General features: G+C 66.4%; 18 protein-coding genes. 12 read left to right on the top strand and 6 right to left on the bottom strand.

The window, feature by feature from the left end; translation table 11 throughout:
- Positions 1-374: 374 nt before the first annotated feature.
- From M5E06_RS28705 to M5E06_RS28690, 4 genes are all read left to right on the top strand, one after another.
- The gene (locus M5E06_RS28705) at positions 375-1,157 is read left to right on the top strand and encodes an RluA family pseudouridine synthase (RefSeq protein WP_252141169.1); all 783 of its coding nucleotides are present in this window, start codon (positions 375-377) and stop codon (positions 1,155-1,157) included.
- A gap of 90 nt (positions 1,158-1,247) precedes the next feature.
- Complete coding sequence (locus M5E06_RS28700; protein ID WP_109150512.1) at positions 1,248-1,520, top strand: GNAT family N-acetyltransferase; 273 nt, start codon at positions 1,248-1,250, stop codon at positions 1,518-1,520.
- 94 nt (positions 1,521-1,614) lie between these two features.
- On the top strand, positions 1,615-1,896 hold the full coding sequence (locus M5E06_RS28695) for a type II toxin-antitoxin system RelE/ParE family toxin (protein WP_252141168.1): 282 nt from the start codon (positions 1,615-1,617) through the stop codon (positions 1,894-1,896).
- On the top strand, positions 1,896-2,207 hold the full coding sequence (locus tag M5E06_RS28690) for a HigA family addiction module antitoxin (protein WP_136700930.1): 312 nt from the start codon (positions 1,896-1,898) through the stop codon (positions 2,205-2,207). The genes M5E06_RS28695 and M5E06_RS28690 overlap by 1 nt, the downstream gene beginning before the upstream one ends.
- 71 nt (positions 2,208-2,278) lie before the next feature.
- On the opposite strand, the gene M5E06_RS28685 is transcribed toward M5E06_RS28690, so the two are convergent.
- Positions 2,279-3,787 carry a tetratricopeptide repeat protein gene (locus M5E06_RS28685; protein ID WP_252141167.1) on the bottom strand — a complete coding sequence of 503 codons (1,509 nt, stop codon included), beginning with the start codon at positions 3,785-3,787 and terminating at the stop codon, positions 2,279-2,281.
- 257 nt (positions 3,788-4,044) lie between these two features.
- Here M5E06_RS28685 and M5E06_RS28680 point away from each other — a divergent pair, with 257 nt between their 5' ends.
- The 3 genes from M5E06_RS28680 to M5E06_RS28670 all read left to right on the top strand — a co-directional run bounded on the left by M5E06_RS28680 (position 4,045) and on the right by M5E06_RS28670 (position 6,585).
- Positions 4,045-4,215: a hypothetical protein gene (locus M5E06_RS28680; protein WP_252141166.1), complete on the top strand. Its 171-nt coding sequence runs from the start codon at positions 4,045-4,047 to the stop codon at positions 4,213-4,215.
- A 145-nt stretch (positions 4,216-4,360) separates the two neighbouring features.
- Positions 4,361-5,650: an O-antigen ligase family protein gene (locus M5E06_RS28675; protein ID WP_252141165.1), complete on the top strand. Its 1,290-nt coding sequence runs from the start codon at positions 4,361-4,363 to the stop codon at positions 5,648-5,650.
- Positions 5,647-6,585 carry a glycosyltransferase family 9 protein gene (locus M5E06_RS28670; protein ID WP_252141164.1) on the top strand — a complete coding sequence of 313 codons (939 nt, stop codon included), beginning with the start codon at positions 5,647-5,649 and terminating at the stop codon, positions 6,583-6,585. The genes M5E06_RS28675 and M5E06_RS28670 overlap by 4 nt, the downstream gene beginning before the upstream one ends.
- Here the strand turns inward: M5E06_RS28670 and M5E06_RS28665 are convergent.
- Positions 6,582-8,207: a glycosyltransferase family 39 protein gene (locus tag M5E06_RS28665; RefSeq protein WP_252141163.1), complete on the bottom strand. Its 1,626-nt coding sequence runs from the start codon at positions 8,205-8,207 to the stop codon at positions 6,582-6,584. The two genes, M5E06_RS28670 and M5E06_RS28665, sit on opposite strands and share 4 nt — an antisense overlap.
- A gap of 235 nt (positions 8,208-8,442) precedes the next feature.
- Here M5E06_RS28665 and M5E06_RS28660 point away from each other — a divergent pair, with 235 nt between their 5' ends.
- Both M5E06_RS28660 and M5E06_RS28655 read left to right on the top strand, forming a co-directional pair.
- Positions 8,443-8,880: a DUF2934 domain-containing protein gene (locus M5E06_RS28660; RefSeq protein WP_252141162.1), complete on the top strand. Its 438-nt coding sequence runs from the start codon at positions 8,443-8,445 to the stop codon at positions 8,878-8,880.
- Positions 8,881-8,961: 81 nt separating this feature from the next.
- Positions 8,962-9,306, top strand: a complete 345-nt coding sequence (locus tag M5E06_RS28655; RefSeq protein WP_252141161.1) for a four-helix bundle copper-binding protein — start codon at positions 8,962-8,964, stop codon at positions 9,304-9,306.
- 12 nt (positions 9,307-9,318) lie between these two features.
- On the opposite strand, the gene M5E06_RS28650 is transcribed toward M5E06_RS28655, so the two are convergent.
- From M5E06_RS28650 to M5E06_RS28640, 3 genes are read right to left on the bottom strand one after another with little or no spacing between them, the layout of a single operon-like run.
- Complete coding sequence (locus M5E06_RS28650; protein WP_252141160.1) at positions 9,319-10,863, bottom strand: DHA2 family efflux MFS transporter permease subunit; 1,545 nt, start codon at positions 10,861-10,863, stop codon at positions 9,319-9,321.
- Between the two features lie 42 nt (positions 10,864-10,905).
- Positions 10,906-12,042: an HlyD family secretion protein gene (locus M5E06_RS28645; RefSeq protein WP_252141159.1), complete on the bottom strand. Its 1,137-nt coding sequence runs from the start codon at positions 12,040-12,042 to the stop codon at positions 10,906-10,908.
- 33 nt (positions 12,043-12,075) lie between these two features.
- Complete coding sequence (locus M5E06_RS28640; RefSeq protein WP_247871473.1) at positions 12,076-12,585, bottom strand: MarR family winged helix-turn-helix transcriptional regulator; 510 nt, start codon at positions 12,583-12,585, stop codon at positions 12,076-12,078.
- Positions 12,586-12,809: 224 nt separating this feature from the next.
- Here M5E06_RS28640 and ilvD point away from each other — a divergent pair, with 224 nt between their 5' ends.
- On the top strand, positions 12,810-14,675 hold the full coding sequence (ilvD, locus tag M5E06_RS28635) for a dihydroxy-acid dehydratase (RefSeq protein WP_252141158.1): 1,866 nt from the start codon (positions 12,810-12,812) through the stop codon (positions 14,673-14,675).
- A gap of 238 nt (positions 14,676-14,913) precedes the next feature.
- Positions 14,914-18,069 carry an ATP-binding protein gene (locus tag M5E06_RS28630; RefSeq protein WP_252141157.1) on the top strand — a complete coding sequence of 1,052 codons (3,156 nt, stop codon included), beginning with the start codon at positions 14,914-14,916 and terminating at the stop codon, positions 18,067-18,069.
- Here the strand turns inward: M5E06_RS28630 and M5E06_RS28625 are convergent.
- Positions 18,066-18,374: a ribbon-helix-helix domain-containing protein gene (locus M5E06_RS28625; RefSeq protein WP_252141156.1), complete on the bottom strand. Its 309-nt coding sequence runs from the start codon at positions 18,372-18,374 to the stop codon at positions 18,066-18,068. The two genes, M5E06_RS28630 and M5E06_RS28625, sit on opposite strands and share 4 nt — an antisense overlap.
- A gap of 133 nt (positions 18,375-18,507) precedes the next feature.
- Between M5E06_RS28625 and M5E06_RS28620 the strand changes: the two genes are divergently transcribed.
- Positions 18,508-18,720, top strand: coding sequence for a hypothetical protein (locus M5E06_RS28620; RefSeq protein ID WP_252141155.1), 213 nt, complete (start codon positions 18,508-18,510; stop codon positions 18,718-18,720).
- Positions 18,721-18,723: the final 3 nt, after the last annotated feature.

The following is an 18,723-nucleotide window of genomic DNA, read 5'->3' as shown; positions in this document are numbered from 1 at the left end:
CCACGGGACCGCCCAACCGCAAGCGAAGCCTGCGGAAGCACGGGCCGTGGTCCCGGGCTTTCTGCCACGCCTTCCGCGACTGCGCAACAAACCTTCCGAGACCGGGCAAAAGGCTAGTCCCGGCGGCCGAAATCAAAAGAAAACCGGCCGAATGTCCTCGTTCAAGCCGATCTTTATCCGCAAGGTCCGAAGCCGGCCCGGACCTTTTTCATAGGCAGTAACGCTTGGAAAAGCGCCGCAAACCACGGGCGCGACACCGTGCCGCTGGCAATCCGCCGCCATGCTTTGGCTATCGAACTTTCCGTATGACGCTTGATTGCGGATCTTGCGCGAATACTTGCGCAAGCGGCCCGCAGGCGGCCATGGTGCCGGCCATGACCTCCGACTCGCGTACCTCCATCTTGCCGCCCCCGCCCTCGCTGACCGGGCCCTCGCTGACCGCGGACCAGTTGCATGCCCGCGTCCTGCATCGGGACACGGAGTGCTTCGTCATCGACAAGCCGGCCGGTCTGGCCGTCCACAAGGCGGGCCGCATCACCGACCATCTGGAGCTGTACCTGCCCCATCTCGCCGAGGCTGACGGCGATGACCGGATCGGCGAACCGCCGAAACTCGCCCACCGGCTGGACCGCGACACCGCCGGCTGCCTGATCCTGGGCCGCACCCCCTGGGCGCTGAAGCGTTTCGGCCAGATGTTCGCCGCCGGCCATGTCGAGAAGACCTATTGGGCGGTGGCCGAGGGCATCCCGGACGCGGACTCCGGCGTCATCGACCTGCCCCTGCTCAAGAAGATCGAACCCAAATCCTCGTTGGGGGCGTCGCGCTCGTCCTGGACCATCCTGCCCGATCCGGCCGGCCAGCCGGCGGTCACCGAATACCGGGTTCTCGGCACCAGTGCCGACGGCCGCTCCTGGCTGGAACTGCGCCCGCGCACCGGCCGCACCCACCAGATCCGCGTCCATTGCGCCGCCATCGGCTGCCCGCTGGTGGGAGAACCCTTCTACGGCCCCGAGCGCCGGCCGCCCGGCAACCTTCACCTGCTGGCCCGCTCCGTCGCCTTCCGCATGGCCTTCGAATATGCCCCCGTCAGCGCCGTCGCCCCGGCGCCGGAGCATATGCGGGACGCCCTGTCCGCCTGCGGCTGGCGAGGAGAGTGAAAGGGCCTCCGCGCAAAGGGGGGACTGACGTCCTCTTCCCCGCATCCCATTGTTAAGGGGGAAGCCCCCACAACCGACGGAGCGCACAGGATGGGACAGGCGGTCACCGACAACCGCGCCATGAACCGGTTCGAACTGGCGGTCGGCAACCAGACGGTTTTCGCCGACTACCGCCGCAACGGCCGGACCCTGGTGATTTCCTATGTCGAGGCCCCGCCCTCATTGCGCGGCACCGGCGCCGCCGGCCGCCTGATGGAAGGCGTGGTCGAGACCGCCCGCGCCGAGGGGCTGAAGATCGTCCCCCTGTGCGGCTACGCCGCGATGTGGATCAGGCGCAACCAGCACTCCGACCTGCTGGCGTGAAAGGGATCCGAAATGGCCGGTCCTTGTTCCGACACGTAAACCAACGATTTACAGGCTGCTTGACCGCACCGCTGTAAATCGTTAGTTTACAGCCATGATCCGCAGCATCCGGAACAAGGCGCTCAAACGCTATTTCGAGACCGGCAAGTCCGATAAGATTCCCGTTCAGGGTGCTGCAAACATCGCCCGGCTTGGCCGCATCCTTCTGGCGCTTGATGCCGCGAGCAAGCCGGACGACCTCAACCTTCCAGGCTTTCACTTCCATGGCCTGGAAGGCGAGGAACGCTGGACGGTGCGGGTGACGGCGAATTACCGCATCACTTTCGCCTGGGAAGCACCGGACGCCATTGCGGTTGATCTGGAGGATTATCACTGATGACCGATACCCCTCTCAAGCGCGGCCTCCCCCCGCTTCATCCCGGCGCCCTGCTGCGCGAGGATATTCTGCCGTCGCTGGGTATCTCGGTGAGCAGTTTCGCCGCCCATCTCCGCGTGTCACGTCAGATGCTCCACCGCATCCTCTCGGAAGAGGCTCCGGTGACCCCAGCCATGGCACTGCGTCTCGGCAAGCTCTGCGGAAACGGTCCGGAACTGTGGCTGAACTTGCAAGCCCGTTACGACCTCGATCGCTATGGCCGGGAACTTGCCAAGGAACTGGACGAAATCCCGACGCTGAACGCAGCCTAGGGACAACACCATCGCGTCAAGGGACACCGGCCCCCTGCCCCCCGCTGCGCTCCATAACCTTCGACACCCCCTTACATGTCTTCGAGTCCGAAGAAGGACTTGTATCGGGACTTCGCCTCTTCCGGGGAGATCGTGCCGGATGCCCAGCGTGATCCGATCTCGTCGAGGAACTGCGAAAGTTTCTGGTCGAAGCCGCTTTCCTTCTTCTCCTCGAAGACCTGGAAGAATTTGGCGGCACCCAAGGCGATCCTGCCACGGTCCATGACCAGGCGGGTCACCGGCAGGTTCCACCCCCGCCGTTTCGCGTCCTCGACCGCATGGACCCAGGTCAGCTGGTCGAAGAACCACACCATCTGTCTGCGTTCATACCAGTAGAGCATGTATCGCTTGACGAGGTCGAGGAGCGCCGCCGTCCGCTGCGTCGGGTAAAGACCGACCAGCCCGCCTCCCACGGCATTGTACAGGGCGTCAAGCCGCTCCGGGCTGTAGAGCAGGGCGAGCGGCGCCTCCTCGGAAAGCTGGTCGGTGAAAAGAACGGGATCGTCGACGAAAACACCGTCGACGTCGGCGATCAGAAGCGGAAGCCGGTAGCGCTGCATCACACGGTCGGCAACCATGAAACGCGAACATGTGAAATAGGTGATCCGGTCCTCCCGCGGGAGATCCTGGAAATCCGGCTGGCGGCTGTAACCGATGTGGGTCTTGCGCATCAGCGCCCGCAGCCTGGATACCAGCGCGTCGCACGCCTCGTCGGCATCGACGACATGGAAATGGACGATGCGCTTCTCCTGGGAGAAGAGATCGACCGAAAGCGCCATGAGCAACCCGAAGCGCTTGAAATACACCGCGTCGCAAGCGCTGAGCACGACACACCGGCTGCCCGCGACGTCCGGCGTCTCGCGATCCGGGAAATCGATGCTCTCATCAAAGCGGCGCAGCATCTCGTCCGGAACCGACGCGACACGGTCGCCGAATTCGTCACCGAAGCATGCATGAACAAGGAAACGAAGCTCCTTGGAGGCGAACTTCATGCAGTTCACGCCGTTCTTCACATCCCCGATGCGCAGGAAATAGCCGCCGAAAAGAAAGATGAACCAGCACATATGCAGGCGGGCATATTGCTGCGACCGCGCGATCGTGGCGTTGAAGAAGGCGAAGGCGGCCTCCCGGTCTTCCCGCGCCATATGATGGTCGCAGGCATGCTGGAGCATGTAGTAAGGCCATTTCCAGAACAGGCCCTGCTCCTCGCAAGCCTTGATGAAGGAAACGAGCGCGTCGGCGAAGGCGTCGGCTTGGCGGGCTTTCGCAAGGGCCATCAGCCCCCGTTGCCAGGACGGCAGATGCGCAGGATGCTGTTTGGCGACCTCAAGAAAATGACTTGCCGCCTTTTCGGGATCATTGATGTCTTCGAACAAAGCCGCCAGGTTGAAAATCGCCTCCGCGCATCCCGGATGCTGGGCGATATGCTGAAAGAACGCTGAAATCGCCTGGTCGTAATTTTTGTTGTCGAAGTGGTTGTTTCCGGCAGCCAGATGACCGTCGGGGCATTGACAGCGAATATTCGGCTCTGTGGAAGACATCGGCTGACCCCTGACTGCAGGATGGTGACGGGTACCGTCTTTTCTGACCCACGAAAATTGCACAGAGAACAGGATTCGGCAAAGCCGGCGAACCTCCACCCGGGCTCCACCATCTAAACAGCGCAATTCCTAACGACTTTCCAGCAGGACGCAGTTTCGGGAAACCCACTGCACCGCCCGATTTTCACCCACCCTTTTCCCATCCCCCCGCATCCGTGATAGGAATGTCATCCTGCCACCACCAGGAAGGGACCGCCATGCCCCGCCGGATGCCGCCCGCCCGATCTGCGTTCGACACCAACGGCTTCACGCCGGTCACCAACGGCTTCACTCCCGATGTAACAGTGGAACAGCACCCGGAATCCTGTTTCACGGTGTTTCAAAAGTCCCATCCGGCGCGGCCCGCCGGCCACCCCGCCGTCGGATGAAACAATGGAACAGCACCCGCAACCCTGTTTCACGCTGTTCCAAACCTCCAGCCCGGCGCCCCGCCGCCAAGGACCGCGCGCCGTTGCTTTCGCGGCGGGAGTGCGGTTAAGTCCCCGCCGGTTTCCGCTGATCCGCGTCGAGTTCATGCCCGTCGAGTCCCTGGACGCCACCGCGTCGCCCCCCGCCCCACCGTCACCCGCCCCGCCCCCAGCCGGCAGCGGGGTCGACGCCGCGTTGCGGGGTCTGGCCGGGGCTGCCGCCCTGGTGCTGGGGCCGCTGGCCGCGCTCGCGCCGCGCGGGCTGCCGGTCTGGGCCATCCTGGTCCTCGTGCTGTCGCTGACCGGACTGGCCCGGCGTGGAAGTTTCGGACGCATCCTGCGGCTGACCCCGCCGGTCGCCGCGGTGGCGGCCTTCCTCCTGCTGGCGCTGGTCTCCAGCCTGTGGAGCCCGTCGGACCGCGCGCTGGAGACGGTGCTGGAGATCGGCTACATCGCGCTCGGCGCCCTGGCCGGCGGCGCCTGGATCGCCGGGCTGCCGGCGGCCGACGCGCGGCGGCTGGGCGGGCTGTTCCTGGCCGGTGGGCTGGCCGGCGGGCTGCTGTTCGCGGTGGAGGCGGCGCTGGACTTCCCGCTGAACCGCTGGTGGAACAGCGTGCCCGACGACCAGCTGCCCAACCTGCTGAACGGCAATGTGCCGAAGCGGACGGCGGCGCTGCTCTGCCTGCTGGTCTGGCCGGCCGCCCTGGCGGTCGACCGCTTCGGGCGGCGGACGCTGGCCCTGCTGGTGCCGGTCGGCTATGCGCTGGCCTGCCTGCCGCTGACCAGCCGTTCGGCCATGCTGGGCATCGCCGCCGGGCTGGTCACGCTGGCCGCCGCCCGTGCGTCCGCCCTCTGGACCCGCCGGTTGTTCGCCGCCGCGGTGACCGCCGCCTTCCTGCTGGTGCTGCCGGCCGCCCTGCTGTTCTCCGGCCCGCTCGACCTCGACCATTCCGGCCTGCTCTTCCGCTCGGCCCAGCACCGGGTGGAGATCTGGGGCCATGCGGCGGACCGCGCGCTGCGCACGCCGGTGTTCGGCCAGGGCATCGACGCCTCGCGCTCCCTGCCGCCGGAAGGGGCGGTGTCGGACTTCTCGCCGATCGGCGACAGCCTGCTGCCGCTGCATCCCCACAACGCCTTCCTGCAGGTCTGGCTGGAAACCGGGGCGGTCGGGGCGGCGCTGGCCCTGGCCGTGCTGCTGATGCTGCTGGCCGCCACCGCCCGGCTGGAGCGGCGCGACCAGCCCTTCGCGCTCGCCCTGTTCGCCACGGCGATGGCGATGGGCAGCACCGCCTACGGCATCTGGCAGCCCTGGTGGATGGCAGGCTTCCTTTCCGCCGCGCTGATGCTGCGGCTGGCAACCCGTATCGGGGCCCGTATCGGGGACAAGACACGATGAGCAAGCGCCCGCTCCGCATCCTGGTCATCAAGCTGGGCGCCTTCGGCGACTTCTTCCTGGCCCAGACCACCTTCGCCGCCATCCGCCGCCACCATGCAGGCGACCGGATAACGCTGCTGACCCTGCCGTCCCTCGCCCCGCTCGCCCGCATGAGCGGCCTGTTCGACGAGGTGCTGGAGGACCCGCGCGAGCGGTCGCTGTCGGCCTATCTGACGATCCGCCGGACCCTGCGCGCCCATCGCTTCGACCGCGTCTACGACCTCCAGGCGCAGACGCGCACCGATCTGTACCACCGGCTGCTGTTCCCCGGCCCCTGGCCGGAATGGTCGGGCACCGCCCGTGGCGCCTCCCATCCCGACCGCTATGAAGGTCGGCGCAAGGTGCCGGTGCGCGAGCGCTATGTCCGCCAGCTCGCCCCCTTCGGCATCGTGCCGGACGAGACGCCCGACCTGTCCTGGCTCGACGCCGACATTTCCAAGTTCGGTCTGCCGGAGCGGTTCGCGTTGCTGGTCCCCGGCTCCTCCCCCGGACGGCCGGACAAGCGTTGGCCGGTCCGCCGCTATGCCGAGGTGGCGGCGGCACTGGCCGAACGCGGCATCGTGCCGGTGGTGATCGGCACCGGCATCGAGAGCGACCTCGCCCGCTCCATCGCGGAGTATTGCCCGCAGGCTGTCGACCTGACCGACCGCACCAGCGTGCCAGAACTGGGCGGGCTGGCGCGCCGGGCCTGGGGAGCGGTCGGCAACGACACCGGCCCGACCCATCTGATCGCCGCGGTCGGCTGCCCCACCGTGGTGGTGTTCTCCGACGCCTCCGACCCGATCCACAGCACCGGCCCGCGCGTGCTGATCCACCACCGCCCCGACTTCGCCGACATCGACAGCGCCGGCGTGGTCGAGGCGCTGGACCGCGCGCGGAACTTGGGAGGGTCTTAACGGCAGAAGGGAAACGGTGCCACCTTGGGCATGTAGATCGGGATCCACTCGCAATGGGTGACCGGGTTGGGCAGCTTCCGGGTCTCGATGATCGGCCAGGCATGGGCTGCGATCACCACCAGCGCCACCCCGCCCAGGATCCAGCGCCGCGGCTTCTTGCCATCCAGCAGCCCCGGCATCCGCGCCAGCACCCAGGCGGCCGACAGGATCGCCAGCGGATCGGTGTAGGCGGCATAGGCGCGCTGGAAACCGCGCAGCGAGAACAGCGCCTCCAGCCCCCAGGCCACCAGCAGCAGGAACAGCGCCTGCACCGCGGCCAGCTTTTCCCCCCGCCGCCACAGCACCACTGCCCCGGCCAGGGCGAACCACTCCACGATGATGGTCTGCGGGATGTTGTCGGGGTGCAGGACGATGGTGCGGATCGCCAGCGTGCGGCCGATGCCGGCCAGCAGAAGCGCCAGCGTCCCCTGCCCCACCACGTTGCCCTGCCCCTGCAGCTCCGCCCCGTGCCGCCAGGAGGAGAAGACGAACATGTGCTCGACGAAGTTCGCCACGGCGATGGCGTTCTGCTCGTTCCAGCGGATGTCGAGCGCCAGCAGCCCGGTCGCCAGCCCCAGCAGCACCGCCGCCGCCCCGGCCACCGCGCGTGCCGCCGGCACCCGGTGGACCACCGCGTGGACCAGGATGCCGACCAGCACCCAGCCGGCGACGATGCTCTGATACCCGCCGCCCGACAGCCCTCCGCCAACGGGGGTGTAGGGATAGACCGCCCGCCCCCAGCCGGCCAGCCCGGCCTGGATCAGCCCGAAGGCCGGCACCGCCGCCGCGACCGCCAGCAACCCGACCACAGCCGCCCCGCCCCAGGCCGCTCCCGGAGCGGTCTCCGGCTCCGCCCTGCGCCCGAACAGGATCGCCGCCACCGGCAGCCCCATCGCCAGGAACACCGCCTGCACCTTGGTCACCATGGCCAGCCCGACCAGCAGCCCGCCGAGCGCCAGCTGCAGCAGCGACGCGCCGCCGCAGCCACGCCCGTCCGCCGGCCGCACCGCCCGCAGGACCAGCAACAGCCCCAGCACGACGAAGCCGGCCGACAGCAGGTCGGTGCGCATCTGCCGCCCCTGCGCCGTCAGCCCGACGCCGAAGGCCAGCAACACCCCGGCCAGCAGCGCCACCCGCCGGTCGCCCAGCAGCCCGTGCAGCAGCGTGGCATAGCTGACGGCAAAGGCGGCGGTCAGCAGGATCGACAGCGCCCGCCCGGCCTGGATCAGCGACTGCCATACCGCCTCCGTCGCCATCACGTCGCTGCCCGGCGGCAAGGCCGACAGGCTGGCGACCGGCAGCAGCCCGACCGCATGCAGCAGCCGGTACCAGACGTCGATCACCAGGAAATAGCCGTAGCCGGGATGGTCGAAATACTCCTGCGGCAACCCGTCGCCGAACAGCAGCCCATGATAAGCCAGCACCAGATCCTGATCCGAATGCACCCAGTAAGGCAGCCGGAACCCGACCAGCAACACCGACAGCGCCATCGCTGCGGCCAACCCCAGGCACAGCAGCCACCAGGGCGCCGCCGCGACACGGTCGAGCAGGGAGAGGCGGGCGACGGAGGGTGCAGGCGTCATGATGGGCTGCGCTCACGGTTCAGGTCGGCGGGCGCCTTGTGGCACGGAAATGAACGATTGGGAACCAGTCCGATCCTGCGGTGTTGCCCTCATGAAACGGCGGAGTCGGGAGTCTCCGCCTCTTTCGTGGTGCCTCGCACGAGTGGCTTTGCAACGTTGGCGGGTCGCTGCCACAAAATACGGTATGGCAGACCCGCCGGGCAGACAAATGCCGGACAAACACATGGGGGACTCGATGGCCGATACCGACGACATCCTGGAGCGTATCCGACGCCGCGCCCACGAGTTGTGGGAGAGCGAAGGCCGCCCGCACGGCCGCGATTCCGACCATTGGACCCAGGCGGAAGCGGAAATCCGAGGCGCCGGCGCCCTGGAGCCGACCGAAAAGGCCGCCGGATCGCGCAAGAAGCCCCCCATCTCCAAGGCCACCTCCAAGGCCGCCGGCAAGAGCACCCGCGCCGCCGCCGAATCGCTGTCGGAGGTCGCGGGTACCCCGGCGGAGAGCGTCAAATCCGAACCCGCCAAGCCGACGAAGGCAAAGCAGGCCTCCGCCAATGCGAAAGCCGAGGATGCCCCCAAGGCAGCAGGCGGAAAGACCGCCGCCAAGGCGACGCCCGCCAAGGCCCCGCGCGGTCCGAAGAAGGACGGCGGCAAGAGCGCCTCGGCCGGCTGACCCCGCCCCTCACCGTCGGAACCCTTCGGCTCCGGAGCCGGTTGTCAGGGACATCCTGTAAACTTCTCCGGAGGACTTCCCATGGCCGGCTCGCCGTCGATGGACGACTGCATCCGCAACTGCACCGACTGCCACACGAACTGCCTGGAAACCGTCGCGCACTGCCTGACCAAAGGCGGCGCGCATGCGGAGGCCGGGCATATCCGCCTGCTGCTGGACTGCGTAGACATCTGCCGCACCAGCGCGGATTTCATGATCCGCGGCTCCCGCTTCCATCATCTCACCTGCGGCGCCTGTGCCGAGATCTGTGCGGCCTGCGCCGACGACTGCGACCGCATGGCCGACGATTCCATGATGAAGCGGTGCGCCGAGATGTGCCGCCGCTGCGCCGAAAGCTGCCGCTCGATGTCGCGCATGGCCGCTTGATCCGGCTCCCCCCTACTCCATCACCGCCGCCTCCTCCGGCGCCGGAGCCCCGGCCTTCGGCCGCCGGAGCAGCAGCAGCATCGGGATCACCAGCAGCGCGACGTACATCATCAGCTTGAAATCGTCGATGTAGGCGATCATCGCCGCCTGCTGCGTGACCTGGGCGTTCAGCATCGCCAGCGCCTCGGGGGAGGCGGTGACCTGCTCCGTCATCGCCTGGGAAAACGGCGTCAGGTGTGCGGACAGGCTGGCATGGTTGACCTGGGTGTTCTGCGACAGCAGGGTCATCACCACCGAGATGCCGACGCTGCTGCCCAGGTTGCGGACCAGACTGAACAGGCTGGCGGCGTCGGTGCGCAGCCGCGGCTCCAGCGTGGCGAAGGCGATGGTGCTGAGCGGCACGAAGACCAGCCCCAAACCCAGCCCCTGCACCACGCCGCTGATGATGATCGGCTCGCGGTCCATCACGATGGTGAAGCCGGTCATGTACCACAGCGACCAGCTGGTCAGCAGCACGCCCGCCAGGATCAGCAGCCGCGCGTCCACCTTGCGCACCAGCCGTCCCACCATCAGCATCGAGATCATCGTGCCGACGCCGCGCGGCGCCAGCACCAGCCCGGTGGTGACCGTCGGGTAGCCCAGCAGGTTCTGCAGCATCGGCGGCAGCAGCGCCATGGTCGCCAGCAGAATCACGCCGATCACGAAGATCAGGATCAGGCCGGTGACGAAGTTGCGGTCGCGCAGCAGCGCCGGGTCGATAAAGGGTTCGGTCTTCGTGTTGCCGTGGGCGGTGGCGATGTGGACGGCGAAGATCCAGAAGGCGCAGGCGGCCAGCGCCGTCTCGATCCAGATCTCGGTCGCGCCGAACCAGTCCAGCTGCTCGCCGCGGTCCAGCAGCATCTGGAAGGCGCCGACCGCCAGCCCCAGCATGGCGAAGCCGAAGAAATCGAAGCCGCGCTGCCGGCCCTTGGTCTCATGCAGGAAGACCAGCATGCCGAAGAAGGCCAGCAGCCCGACCGGCAGGTTGATGTAGAAGACCCAGCGCCAGCTGAAGCTGTCGGTCAGCCAGCCGCCCAGCGTCGGCCCGGCGATCGGGCCGACCATGATGCCGGCGCCCCACAGCGCCATCGCCTGCCCGTGCCGCTCCTTCGGGTTGATGTCCAGCAGCACCGATTGGGACAGCGGCACCAGCGCCGCGCCGAAGATGCCCTGCACCAGCCGGAAGGCCACCATCTGCGTCAGGCTGCCGGCCAGCCCGCACAGCACCGAGGCCGCTGTGAAGCCTGCCACCGCGATCAGGAACAACCGCTTGCGCCCGAACCGGTCGGCCATCCAGCCGGTGGCCGGCGTGGCGATGGCCGCGGCCACGATGTAGGAGGTCAGCACCCAGGTGATGGTGTCCTGCGCCGCCCCCAGGCTGCCCTGCATGCTGGGCAGGGCGACGTTGGCGATGGTGGTGTCCAGCACCTGCATGATGGTGGCGAGCATGATCGACACGGTGATCATGCCGCGATGCTTCACCTCATGCGGGGCGGCAGGGGATTGGCTGGCGGCCATGGAGTGCCTGCGGATGATTGTCGGTTGGTGGGGGCGAAGGCCTTACCGGATCGCCGCGACCGCGCTGCCGATCACGCCCGGCAGCGGCCGGCTGTAATGGGTGTCGACCTCCACCTCAGCGCTCAGGCCGGTGCGCAACGGCACGTTGGCAGCCCCCGACTGATCGCCATCCGTCCCGTCGATGCGCAGACGGACCGGCACGCGCTGCACCACCTTCACCCAGTTGCCGGTGGCGTTCTGGGCGGGCAGGACCGAGAACTCCGATCCGGTGCCGGCGCCGATGCTCTCGACATGGGCGGTCAGGGTGCGGCCGGAATAGGCGTCCAGCACCACGGTCGCGGTCTGGCCGACGGCCATGTGGGTCAGGTCGGTTTCCTTGAAATTGGCCTCGACCCAACTCGACCCACTCATCACCAGACTGACCGCCGAGAGCCCGACAGAGGCGTATTGCCCAACGAGCAGACGGTCGGTCTGGCTGACCACGCCATCGGCCGGCGCCGTCACCACCGTGTGGTCCAGGTCGCGCTGTGCGGACGCCTTCTTCGCCAGCGCCTCCAGCACCATCGGATGGCGGTCGGTGGGGATGTCGGGATCGCCGCCCAGCGCGGCGCGGGCGCTGACCACCGCCTGCTTTTCCGTGTTCAGGTCCTGCTGCGCCGCCATCAGGTCATGGCGCACGGAATCATAGGTCGCGCGCGCGGCAACGCCGGTCTTCAGCAGATCCTGCTGGCGCTGGAACTCGCGCTGCTCGAAGGCGACCTTCTCCTCCGCCGCGGCCTGCTTGGCCTGCGCCTCGCCCAGGTCGGCGCGCAACTGCTCCACCTTCAGCCGGGCCGACGCCAGCGCCGCGTCCGCCTGCTGAAGGGCCAGCCGATAAGGCTCGTCATCGATGCGGAACAGCAGGTCGCCGCGATGAACCGGCTGGCTCTCACGCACCGCCACCTCGACGATGCGGCCGGAGATGTCCGGGCTGATCGTCACCTTGTCCTGCTGGACATAGGCATTGTCTGTCGAGACATAGCGCCCGCCGACGACATACTCATAGCCGCCGCCCACCGCCACCAGCAGCGGCAGAGCGGCCATCAGAACCCAGCGGCGCCAGCGCGTCCGGCGGACGGGTTTGGCGGCTGGTTGAGCGGCAGGACGGGTTTCGGTATCGCGGTCGGTCACGGCGGTCATTGCGGTCGGGTCCCGAAGGAAAAAAGGAATGCGTCAGGCTTTGGCGGCGATCTTCTCGGCACTCATCTTCTCGGGCGGCTCGGCCGCCCGGCGGTCGGACAGGTTGGCGCGCATGTGGGCCAGCATCTCGACCAGCTTGGCCTCGGCGTCGGACGGAAGACCGGCCAGCGCCTCCGCATAGATGCCGGTGGCGAGCGCCCGGCCCTGCTCCAGCACCGCATGCGCTTTCGGCGTCAGATGCGGCAGGCGGGCGCGCCGGTCGGTCGGATCGGCGCGGCGTTCGATCCAGCCGCCCTCCTCCATGCGGTCGATCTGCCGGCAGAGCGTGATCGGCTCAATCTCCATCAGATCGGCCAGCGCCGCCTGCTTGATCCCCTCGTTCCGCGCCAGCGTGGCGATCACCGACCATTGCGCGCGGGTCAGCCCGAGATGGCGGGCGCGCTGGTCGAAACGGACGCGCATCATGCGCGCCGTATCGGTCAGGACGGCACCCAGGCTCATCGAATGGGAGTTTGCAGAGCGGGTATCGGCAGCGGAGGACATCGGCACATCATAAGCTTGCTTATCGATTTGGGTGAATTAATAAGCCTGCTTATCATCGGCAATCCTCGCGGCACGCATGGCAGGGCCACGCCGACGTCGCGCCTCCGGCGCCCGAGACAGGATCGCGCCTCTGGCGCGCGCGACAGGAGATTGCTAAGGTGCCCACCCGTTTCGTTCCATTCCTTTCGCCAACTCGCCCGAATCGACCAGCTGAGGACCGATCCATGCCGCACTACCGTTCCCGCACCTCCACCCACGGCCGCAACATGGCGGGCGCGCGCGGCCTGTGGCGGGCGACCGGCATGAAGGATGGCGATTTCGGCAAGCCGATCATCGCCATCGCCAACTCCTTCACCCAGTTCGTACCCGGACACGTCCACCTGAAGGATCTGGGTCAGCTGGTCGCCCGCGAGATCGAGAAGGCCGGCGGCGTGGCGAAGGAGTTCAACACCATCGCGGTGGACGACGGCATTGCCATGGGCCATGGCGGCATGCTGTACAGCCTGCCCTCACGCGAGTTGATCGCCGACGCGGTGGAGTACATGGCGAACGCGCACTGCGCCGATGCGCTGGTCTGCATCTCGAACTGCGACAAGATCACGCCCGGCATGCTGATGGCCGCGATGCGCCTGAACATCCCGGCGGTCTTCGTCTCCGGCGGCCCGATGGAGGCCGGCAAGGTCAAGTGGCGCGGCAAGGTCAAGTCGGTCGACCTGATCGACGCCATGGTCGCCGCCGCCGACCCGACCGTCTCCGATGAAGAGGCGGCGGAGATGGAGCGCGGCTCCTGCCCGACCTGCGGCTCCTGCTCCGGCATGTTCACCGCCAATTCGATGAACTGCCTGACCGAGGCGCTGGGCCTGTCCCTGCCCGGCAACGGCACCATCCTGGCGACCCACGCCGACCGCAAGGAGCTGTTCCTCGCCGCCGGCCGCATGGCGGTCGACCTCTGCCGCCGCTGGTATCAGGAGGAGGATGCGACCGCCCTGCCGCGCGGCATCGCCACTAAGGCGGCGTTCGAGAACGCGATGACGCTCGACATCGCCATGGGCGGTTCGACCAACACCGTCCTGCACATCCTGGCCGCGGCGCAGGAAGGCGGCATCGACTTCACGATGGCCGACATCGACCGGCTGTCGCGCCACGTCCCCAACGTCTGCAAGGTCGCCCCGGCGGTGGCCGACGTCCATATCGAGGACGTGCACCGCGCCGGCGGCATCTTCGGCATCCTGGGCGAACTGGACCGCGCCGGCCTGCTGAACCGCGAGGCGCCGACCGTCCATGCCCCGACGCTGGGCGACGCGCTGGACCGCTGGGACGTGATGCGCACCCAGGACCAGTCCGTCCACACCCTGTACCGCGCCGCCCCCGGCGGCATCCCGACCGTCGTGCCCTTCAGCCAGGAGCGCCGCTGGCCGGAGCTGGACCTCGACCGCGAGAAGGGCGTGATCCGCAAGGCCGAGAACGCCTTCAGCCAGGACGGCGGCCTCGCCGTGCTGTACGGCAACATCGCGGAGAACGGCTGCATCGTGAAGACGGCGGGCGTCGACGCCTCCAACCTCGTCTTCGCCGGGCCGGCCCGCGTGTTCGAGAGCCAGGACGACGCCGTCGCCGGCATCCTGGGCGACGTGGTCAAGGCGGGCGAGGTGGTGGTCATCCGCTACGAGGGTCCGCGCGGCGGACCCGGCATGCAGGAAATGCTGTACCCGACCAGCTACCTGAAGTCGAAGGGGTTGGGCAAGGCCTGCGCACTGGTCACCGATGGTCGTTTCTCCGGCGGCACGTCGGGGCTGTCGATCGGCCATGTCTCGCCGGAAGCGGCGCAGGGTGGCGCCATCGGACTGGTGCAGGACGGCGACCGCATCGAGATCGACATCCCCAACCGCATCATCCGCCTCGCCGTCGATGACCAGGAAATGCAGCGTCGCCGCGATGCGATGAACGCCAAGGGTGTGGATGCCTGGAAGCCGGCCAGCCGCGACCGCGTGGTTTCCCCGGCGCTCCGCGCCTATGCCGCCCTGACGACCAGCGCCGACCGCGGCGCCGTGCGCGACGTGTCCCAGGTGGAGAATATCGCCGTCCGCCGCTGAGCCAGTTTGACCCGGCCAGCGTCAACAGCGACCGAGTCAGGCACAGCGGATATTCATCACAAGTAACAATCAAGGCGCCGCGCAAGTCGCGGCGCTTTCTTTTTGCCCCGAATTACATACACCGATATGTTGGCTTCCGCCCGCGCGAAAATCTTAGGGCGATACATCGCTCGGATGTTCGCAAAATTCGAATTGCATGCTCTAATATGCCAACGCGAATTCCGCAAAGGGGGCGGACATGGCGGACACCATGTTGGGCACAGCGACGGACGAAGGTCGTCCTTGGCAGGAGGCATCACGCCTGCCGGGCGACAAGCCGCGCGAGCGCAAGGTGGTAACGGCGATGTTCGTCGACATCGTCCGCTCCTCCGCCATCGTGGCCGGCCGTGATCCGGAGGATGCGGACGACCTGCTCCTCTCCATTCTGGATCGCGTGACGGAGGCGGTGCCGCGTTTCGCAGGCACGGTGACGCAGATGCTGGGCGATGGTTTCCTGGCGACCTTCGGCGCCCCCGGCGCCAAGGAGGACCACGCCCTGCGCGCCTGCCTGGCTGCCCAGGACATCCTCAGCGCCACCCGCGACGAGCATGGAAAGCCGCTTTTCCAGATCCGCATCGGCATCAGTTCCGGCGACGCCGTGACCCATGTGGTGACCAACGGCCTGTGGTCCGACTACCGTGCCATCGGTGAATGCGTGCATATGGCTGCCAAACTGCAGCAGCGCGCCGCCGCCGACACTGCACAGCTCAGCCGCGACACGCTGGATCTGATCCCGGTCGGCGTGACGGCGCGCCCGATGGGAAGCCTGCGTTTGTCCGACGAGGTGGAGCCGATGCCGGCCTTCCTGCTCGACGGAGCCCGCGCCGTCCGCCGCACCGCCACCGACCTGCTGTCCGCCACCGACGCCCCCTATGTCGGCCGCGAGCAGGAGGTGGCGACGCTGTTCTCCATCACCGATTCGGTGGAGGCCGGGGCGCCGGCCCAGCTCCTGCTGCAGGGAGAGGCGGGAATCGGCAAGTCGCGGCTGGTGGGAGAGTTTCTGCGCGATCCGCGCAGCCGGCGCTGGACCCTGCTGCAATGGCCGCAGATGCCGATCCGTCGGCTGGCCGACCCCGACGACCTCGAGGCGGTGGCGCTGAGCCTGGCGGAGCAGGTGGCCGGCCGCGCCAGCGAGGAGGGCGTCGGCTGGGTGTGCGAGGCTGCGGGCCGCCGGTCCGGTTCGCTGGCCGGCGATGCCGTGCGGGCGCTGTTCGGCCTGCCGGGGCTCAACCCGCTGTGGAGCGGCCTCGATGCGGCGCAGCGCCTGTCGCTGGGCATCGAGGGGCTTGTGGGGGCGACGCTTGAGCTGGCGGCGACGGTCCCATCGCATGATGGCGCCGAGACCGATGGCGAGGGGATCGTGGGACGGCCGTTGCTGGTCCTGGTCGAGGATGCCCATTGGGCGCGGCCGGTGATGGTGCGGCTGCTGGATCGGCTGGCGGAAGCACTACCGGGGTCCGGGTCACGCCTGCTGCTGCTCGCAACCCGGCGACCGCCGCCGCTGGGACCGGAATCACGCGAACAGGGCTGGAACGGCCGGCCGGGTGGGCGGCGCATGGAATTGGGCATGCTGTCGCCGGATCAGGTGCAGAGTTTCCTGGCCCATTGGCTGGGGCCGGACTGGTCGCTGGTGGAGTTGAAGGCCCAGGTCGCCACCCGCTGCCAGGGCGTTCCGCTTTATCTGGAAGAGGTTCTGCGCACGCTGGAGACGTCCAACGCCATCGAAGGCACGCCGGGCTCCTACCGGCTGATCGACCCGCTGGTGGTCGACAGGCTGCCGCGTACGCTGCACGCGCTGCTGGCAGAGCGCATGGACCTGATGACGCTGGAACGGCGCCGGCTGCTGATGAACGCCGCCGTGATCGGCAATACCTTCGACGTCGGGCTTCTGCAGGCTCTGACCGGCCTGTCGATGTCGATCCTGTCCGACTATCTGGCCTATCTGGAGCGCGCCGGCTTCGTGCTGCGCACCCGCCTGCTGCCCAACCTGGAATATTCCTTCAAGCATGCGCTGATCCAGGAGGTTGCCTACGCCACCCTGACGAAGTCCGACCGCCGGGCGCTGCATGCCCGCGTGCTGGAGGCGCTGCGCCACCGCCGCGACGCCGACCTTCCCAACCGCCTGGACCTGCTGGCTCACCACGCCTTCAAGGCGGAAAACTGGCCGGCCGCGCACCTGTTCGGCCGGCGTGCCGGCGTGCGGGCGGAACTGCGTTCCCGGTTGGAGGATGCGAGCCGGCATTACCGGAACGCATTGACTGCGCTTGACCGCTGCCAGGACACGCCGCGCAATCGGCTACGGCGGATTGATACTTCTATTTCATTATCACGCGCACGGATGCCGCGTGGCTTTACGGATACGGGTCAACTTCTTAACGAATCTCGCAACTTGTCTCTTGATCTCGCAGATTCGCGACGCTATGCGCGGGCGTCGTCCATGCTTGCCGCAGTAGAGTGGTCGAACGGCAATATAGATAAAGCTGTTCAATATAGTCGTGAAGGATTGGCAGCTAATGACGGGAGCTTTGATCGCAAGACGCAGATACAGCTTCTTGGGCGTCTAGGCGGCGTATTGGCAGAAAAAGGACATTATTTGGAAGGTCGGAATCTACTTCGATCTGCCTACAAAATGCTGCCTAACAACTGCCTCCATGAAAGGTTTGGACTTGCTGTTGTTGCAAAGGTTGGAGTTTGCGCCAACCTTGCGAGAAACTGTGCTGAAATTGATTTCGAGAGCGAAGCGATCAGCATGGCCATTGAAGCCGTCAATGCTGCAGATGCAAGCAATCACAATTTTTCTCGGCTCTATGCCTATGAGCACCTAGGTTGGACTTACCTATTGTTGGGTCACCCAAAAAAATCAATTCCATACCTTGAATCAGCACTTGAACTGTGCGAGTCGATACATTCGAAGCTGCATAAGCCATTTCTGATGGGAGCTGTGGCCTACGCAAACGCGCTAACCGGTAGGGTTAATGAAGGCCTTGCACTCTTTCAGCGGGGGTTGGCGATTGCCGAACAGGGGCGGGTCAATGCCTATATTAGTCAGGTACATCTTTGGCTCGCTGAAACACATCTTCTAGCAGGCGCGCCGGAACAGGCAAGAATACGGGCCGCACTCGTCCGGCAGTCGGCATCCGAATCGGCTAGGCTCGGCTACTTGGCTAAGGCGGAAGCACTTGAAGCAGAAATAAACTTTATTATGCGCAATAGCTTAGAAGAGACCAGAAAATCATTGGAAGCTGCAGAAAAAAATGCAAGAGCACTGTCCTTGATTCGCGTCGCGGACAGATGCTCTAGAATATTAAATAGAATAGATTTCGAGGTCAAAAACCGTGAAAAAGTTATCAACTAAATTCTATTGGACAATTGACGGACTTCGGCCTGCCGAAAATAATCCAGCACATAACTGCGGATCGCGTTCGTCAACGGCATCGTGGCCGGCCGGGAAGTATCCACCTCTTGACAGAGATCGCGGACAGGTCGCTCTTCTTTTTTCGCAATTTCGTCCAATCCACTCCAGATCGCCATTTCCAAGCGCAATTTTGCGCGCCGATCCATGAGAGGAATGGTCCGCGAGACCACCGACGGCCATACCATCAGGCTGCTCAGATCAGTGCCATACGATGCATCAGATAAAGATTTTCTGTGAAGTCGCATAGACCGCTCCTAATGCTGGACGGAATGACATTGTCTCCAGCGACCTCTACACCGATCTCGTTTCGAGCACTGTGAAATTTTTCACAGCAGAATATTCCTTTGCATGTGAAGAGTTTGTCCGTCAGCCACACACATGAAGGACATTCTCATGAATATGTCGATTTCGCAGGCGTCGATGATCCGTGGCGCCGATGGCCGTCTGTATGCCGTGACCGCACACGGCGTTTCGGAAATTGCCGATACTGCCATCGCCACCGCCCGTACCCATATTCGCTCGGGTGATCGCGCCGGTTTCGAAACTGCAGATCACGAGGCCGCCCGCACCATGATTGCCCCGGGCGCCTGATCG

It is taken from the genome of Azospirillum sp. A1-3, from assembly GCF_023806445.1.
Taxonomy (GTDB): domain Bacteria; phylum Pseudomonadota; class Alphaproteobacteria; order Azospirillales; family Azospirillaceae; genus Azospirillum.
Note: the sequence above shows the minus strand (reverse complement) of the source record. Positions and strands in the feature narration are given on the sequence as shown.

Bases quoted from the DNA above. Each gene is read 5' to 3' on its own strand.
- M5E06_RS28645 (WP_252141159.1), bottom strand. From the start codon at position 12,042: ATGACCGCCGTGACCGACCGCGATACCGAAACCCGTCCTGCCGCTCAA.
- M5E06_RS28630 (WP_252141157.1), top strand. From the start codon at position 14,914: ATGGCGGACACCATGTTGGGCACAGCGACGGACGAAGGTCGTCCTTGG.
- ilvD (WP_252141158.1), top strand. From the start codon at position 12,810: ATGCCGCACTACCGTTCCCGCACCTCCACCCACGGCCGCAACATGGCG.
- M5E06_RS28660 (WP_252141162.1), top strand. From the start codon at position 8,443: ATGGCCGATACCGACGACATCCTGGAGCGTATCCGACGCCGCGCCCAC.
- M5E06_RS28665 (WP_252141163.1), bottom strand. From the start codon at position 8,207: ATGACGCCTGCACCCTCCGTCGCCCGCCTCTCCCTGCTCGACCGTGTC.
- M5E06_RS28620 (WP_252141155.1), top strand. From the start codon at position 18,508: ATGAAGGACATTCTCATGAATATGTCGATTTCGCAGGCGTCGATGATC.
- M5E06_RS28675 (WP_252141165.1), top strand. From the start codon at position 4,361: ATGCCCGTCGAGTCCCTGGACGCCACCGCGTCGCCCCCCGCCCCACCG.
- M5E06_RS28650 (WP_252141160.1), bottom strand. From the start codon at position 10,863: ATGGCCGCCAGCCAATCCCCTGCCGCCCCGCATGAGGTGAAGCATCGC.
- M5E06_RS28670 (WP_252141164.1), top strand. From the start codon at position 5,647: ATGAGCAAGCGCCCGCTCCGCATCCTGGTCATCAAGCTGGGCGCCTTC.
- M5E06_RS28695 (WP_252141168.1), top strand. From the start codon at position 1,615: ATGATCCGCAGCATCCGGAACAAGGCGCTCAAACGCTATTTCGAGACC.
- M5E06_RS28690 (WP_136700930.1), top strand. From the start codon at position 1,896: ATGACCGATACCCCTCTCAAGCGCGGCCTCCCCCCGCTTCATCCCGGC.
- M5E06_RS28640 (WP_247871473.1), bottom strand. From the start codon at position 12,585: ATGTCCTCCGCTGCCGATACCCGCTCTGCAAACTCCCATTCGATGAGC.
- M5E06_RS28625 (WP_252141156.1), bottom strand. From the start codon at position 18,374: ATGCGACTTCACAGAAAATCTTTATCTGATGCATCGTATGGCACTGAT.
- M5E06_RS28685 (WP_252141167.1), bottom strand. From the start codon at position 3,787: ATGTCTTCCACAGAGCCGAATATTCGCTGTCAATGCCCCGACGGTCAT.
- M5E06_RS28655 (WP_252141161.1), top strand. From the start codon at position 8,962: ATGGCCGGCTCGCCGTCGATGGACGACTGCATCCGCAACTGCACCGAC.
- M5E06_RS28705 (WP_252141169.1), top strand. From the start codon at position 375: ATGACCTCCGACTCGCGTACCTCCATCTTGCCGCCCCCGCCCTCGCTG.
- M5E06_RS28700 (WP_109150512.1), top strand. From the start codon at position 1,248: ATGGGACAGGCGGTCACCGACAACCGCGCCATGAACCGGTTCGAACTG.
- M5E06_RS28680 (WP_252141166.1), top strand. From the start codon at position 4,045: ATGCCCCGCCGGATGCCGCCCGCCCGATCTGCGTTCGACACCAACGGC.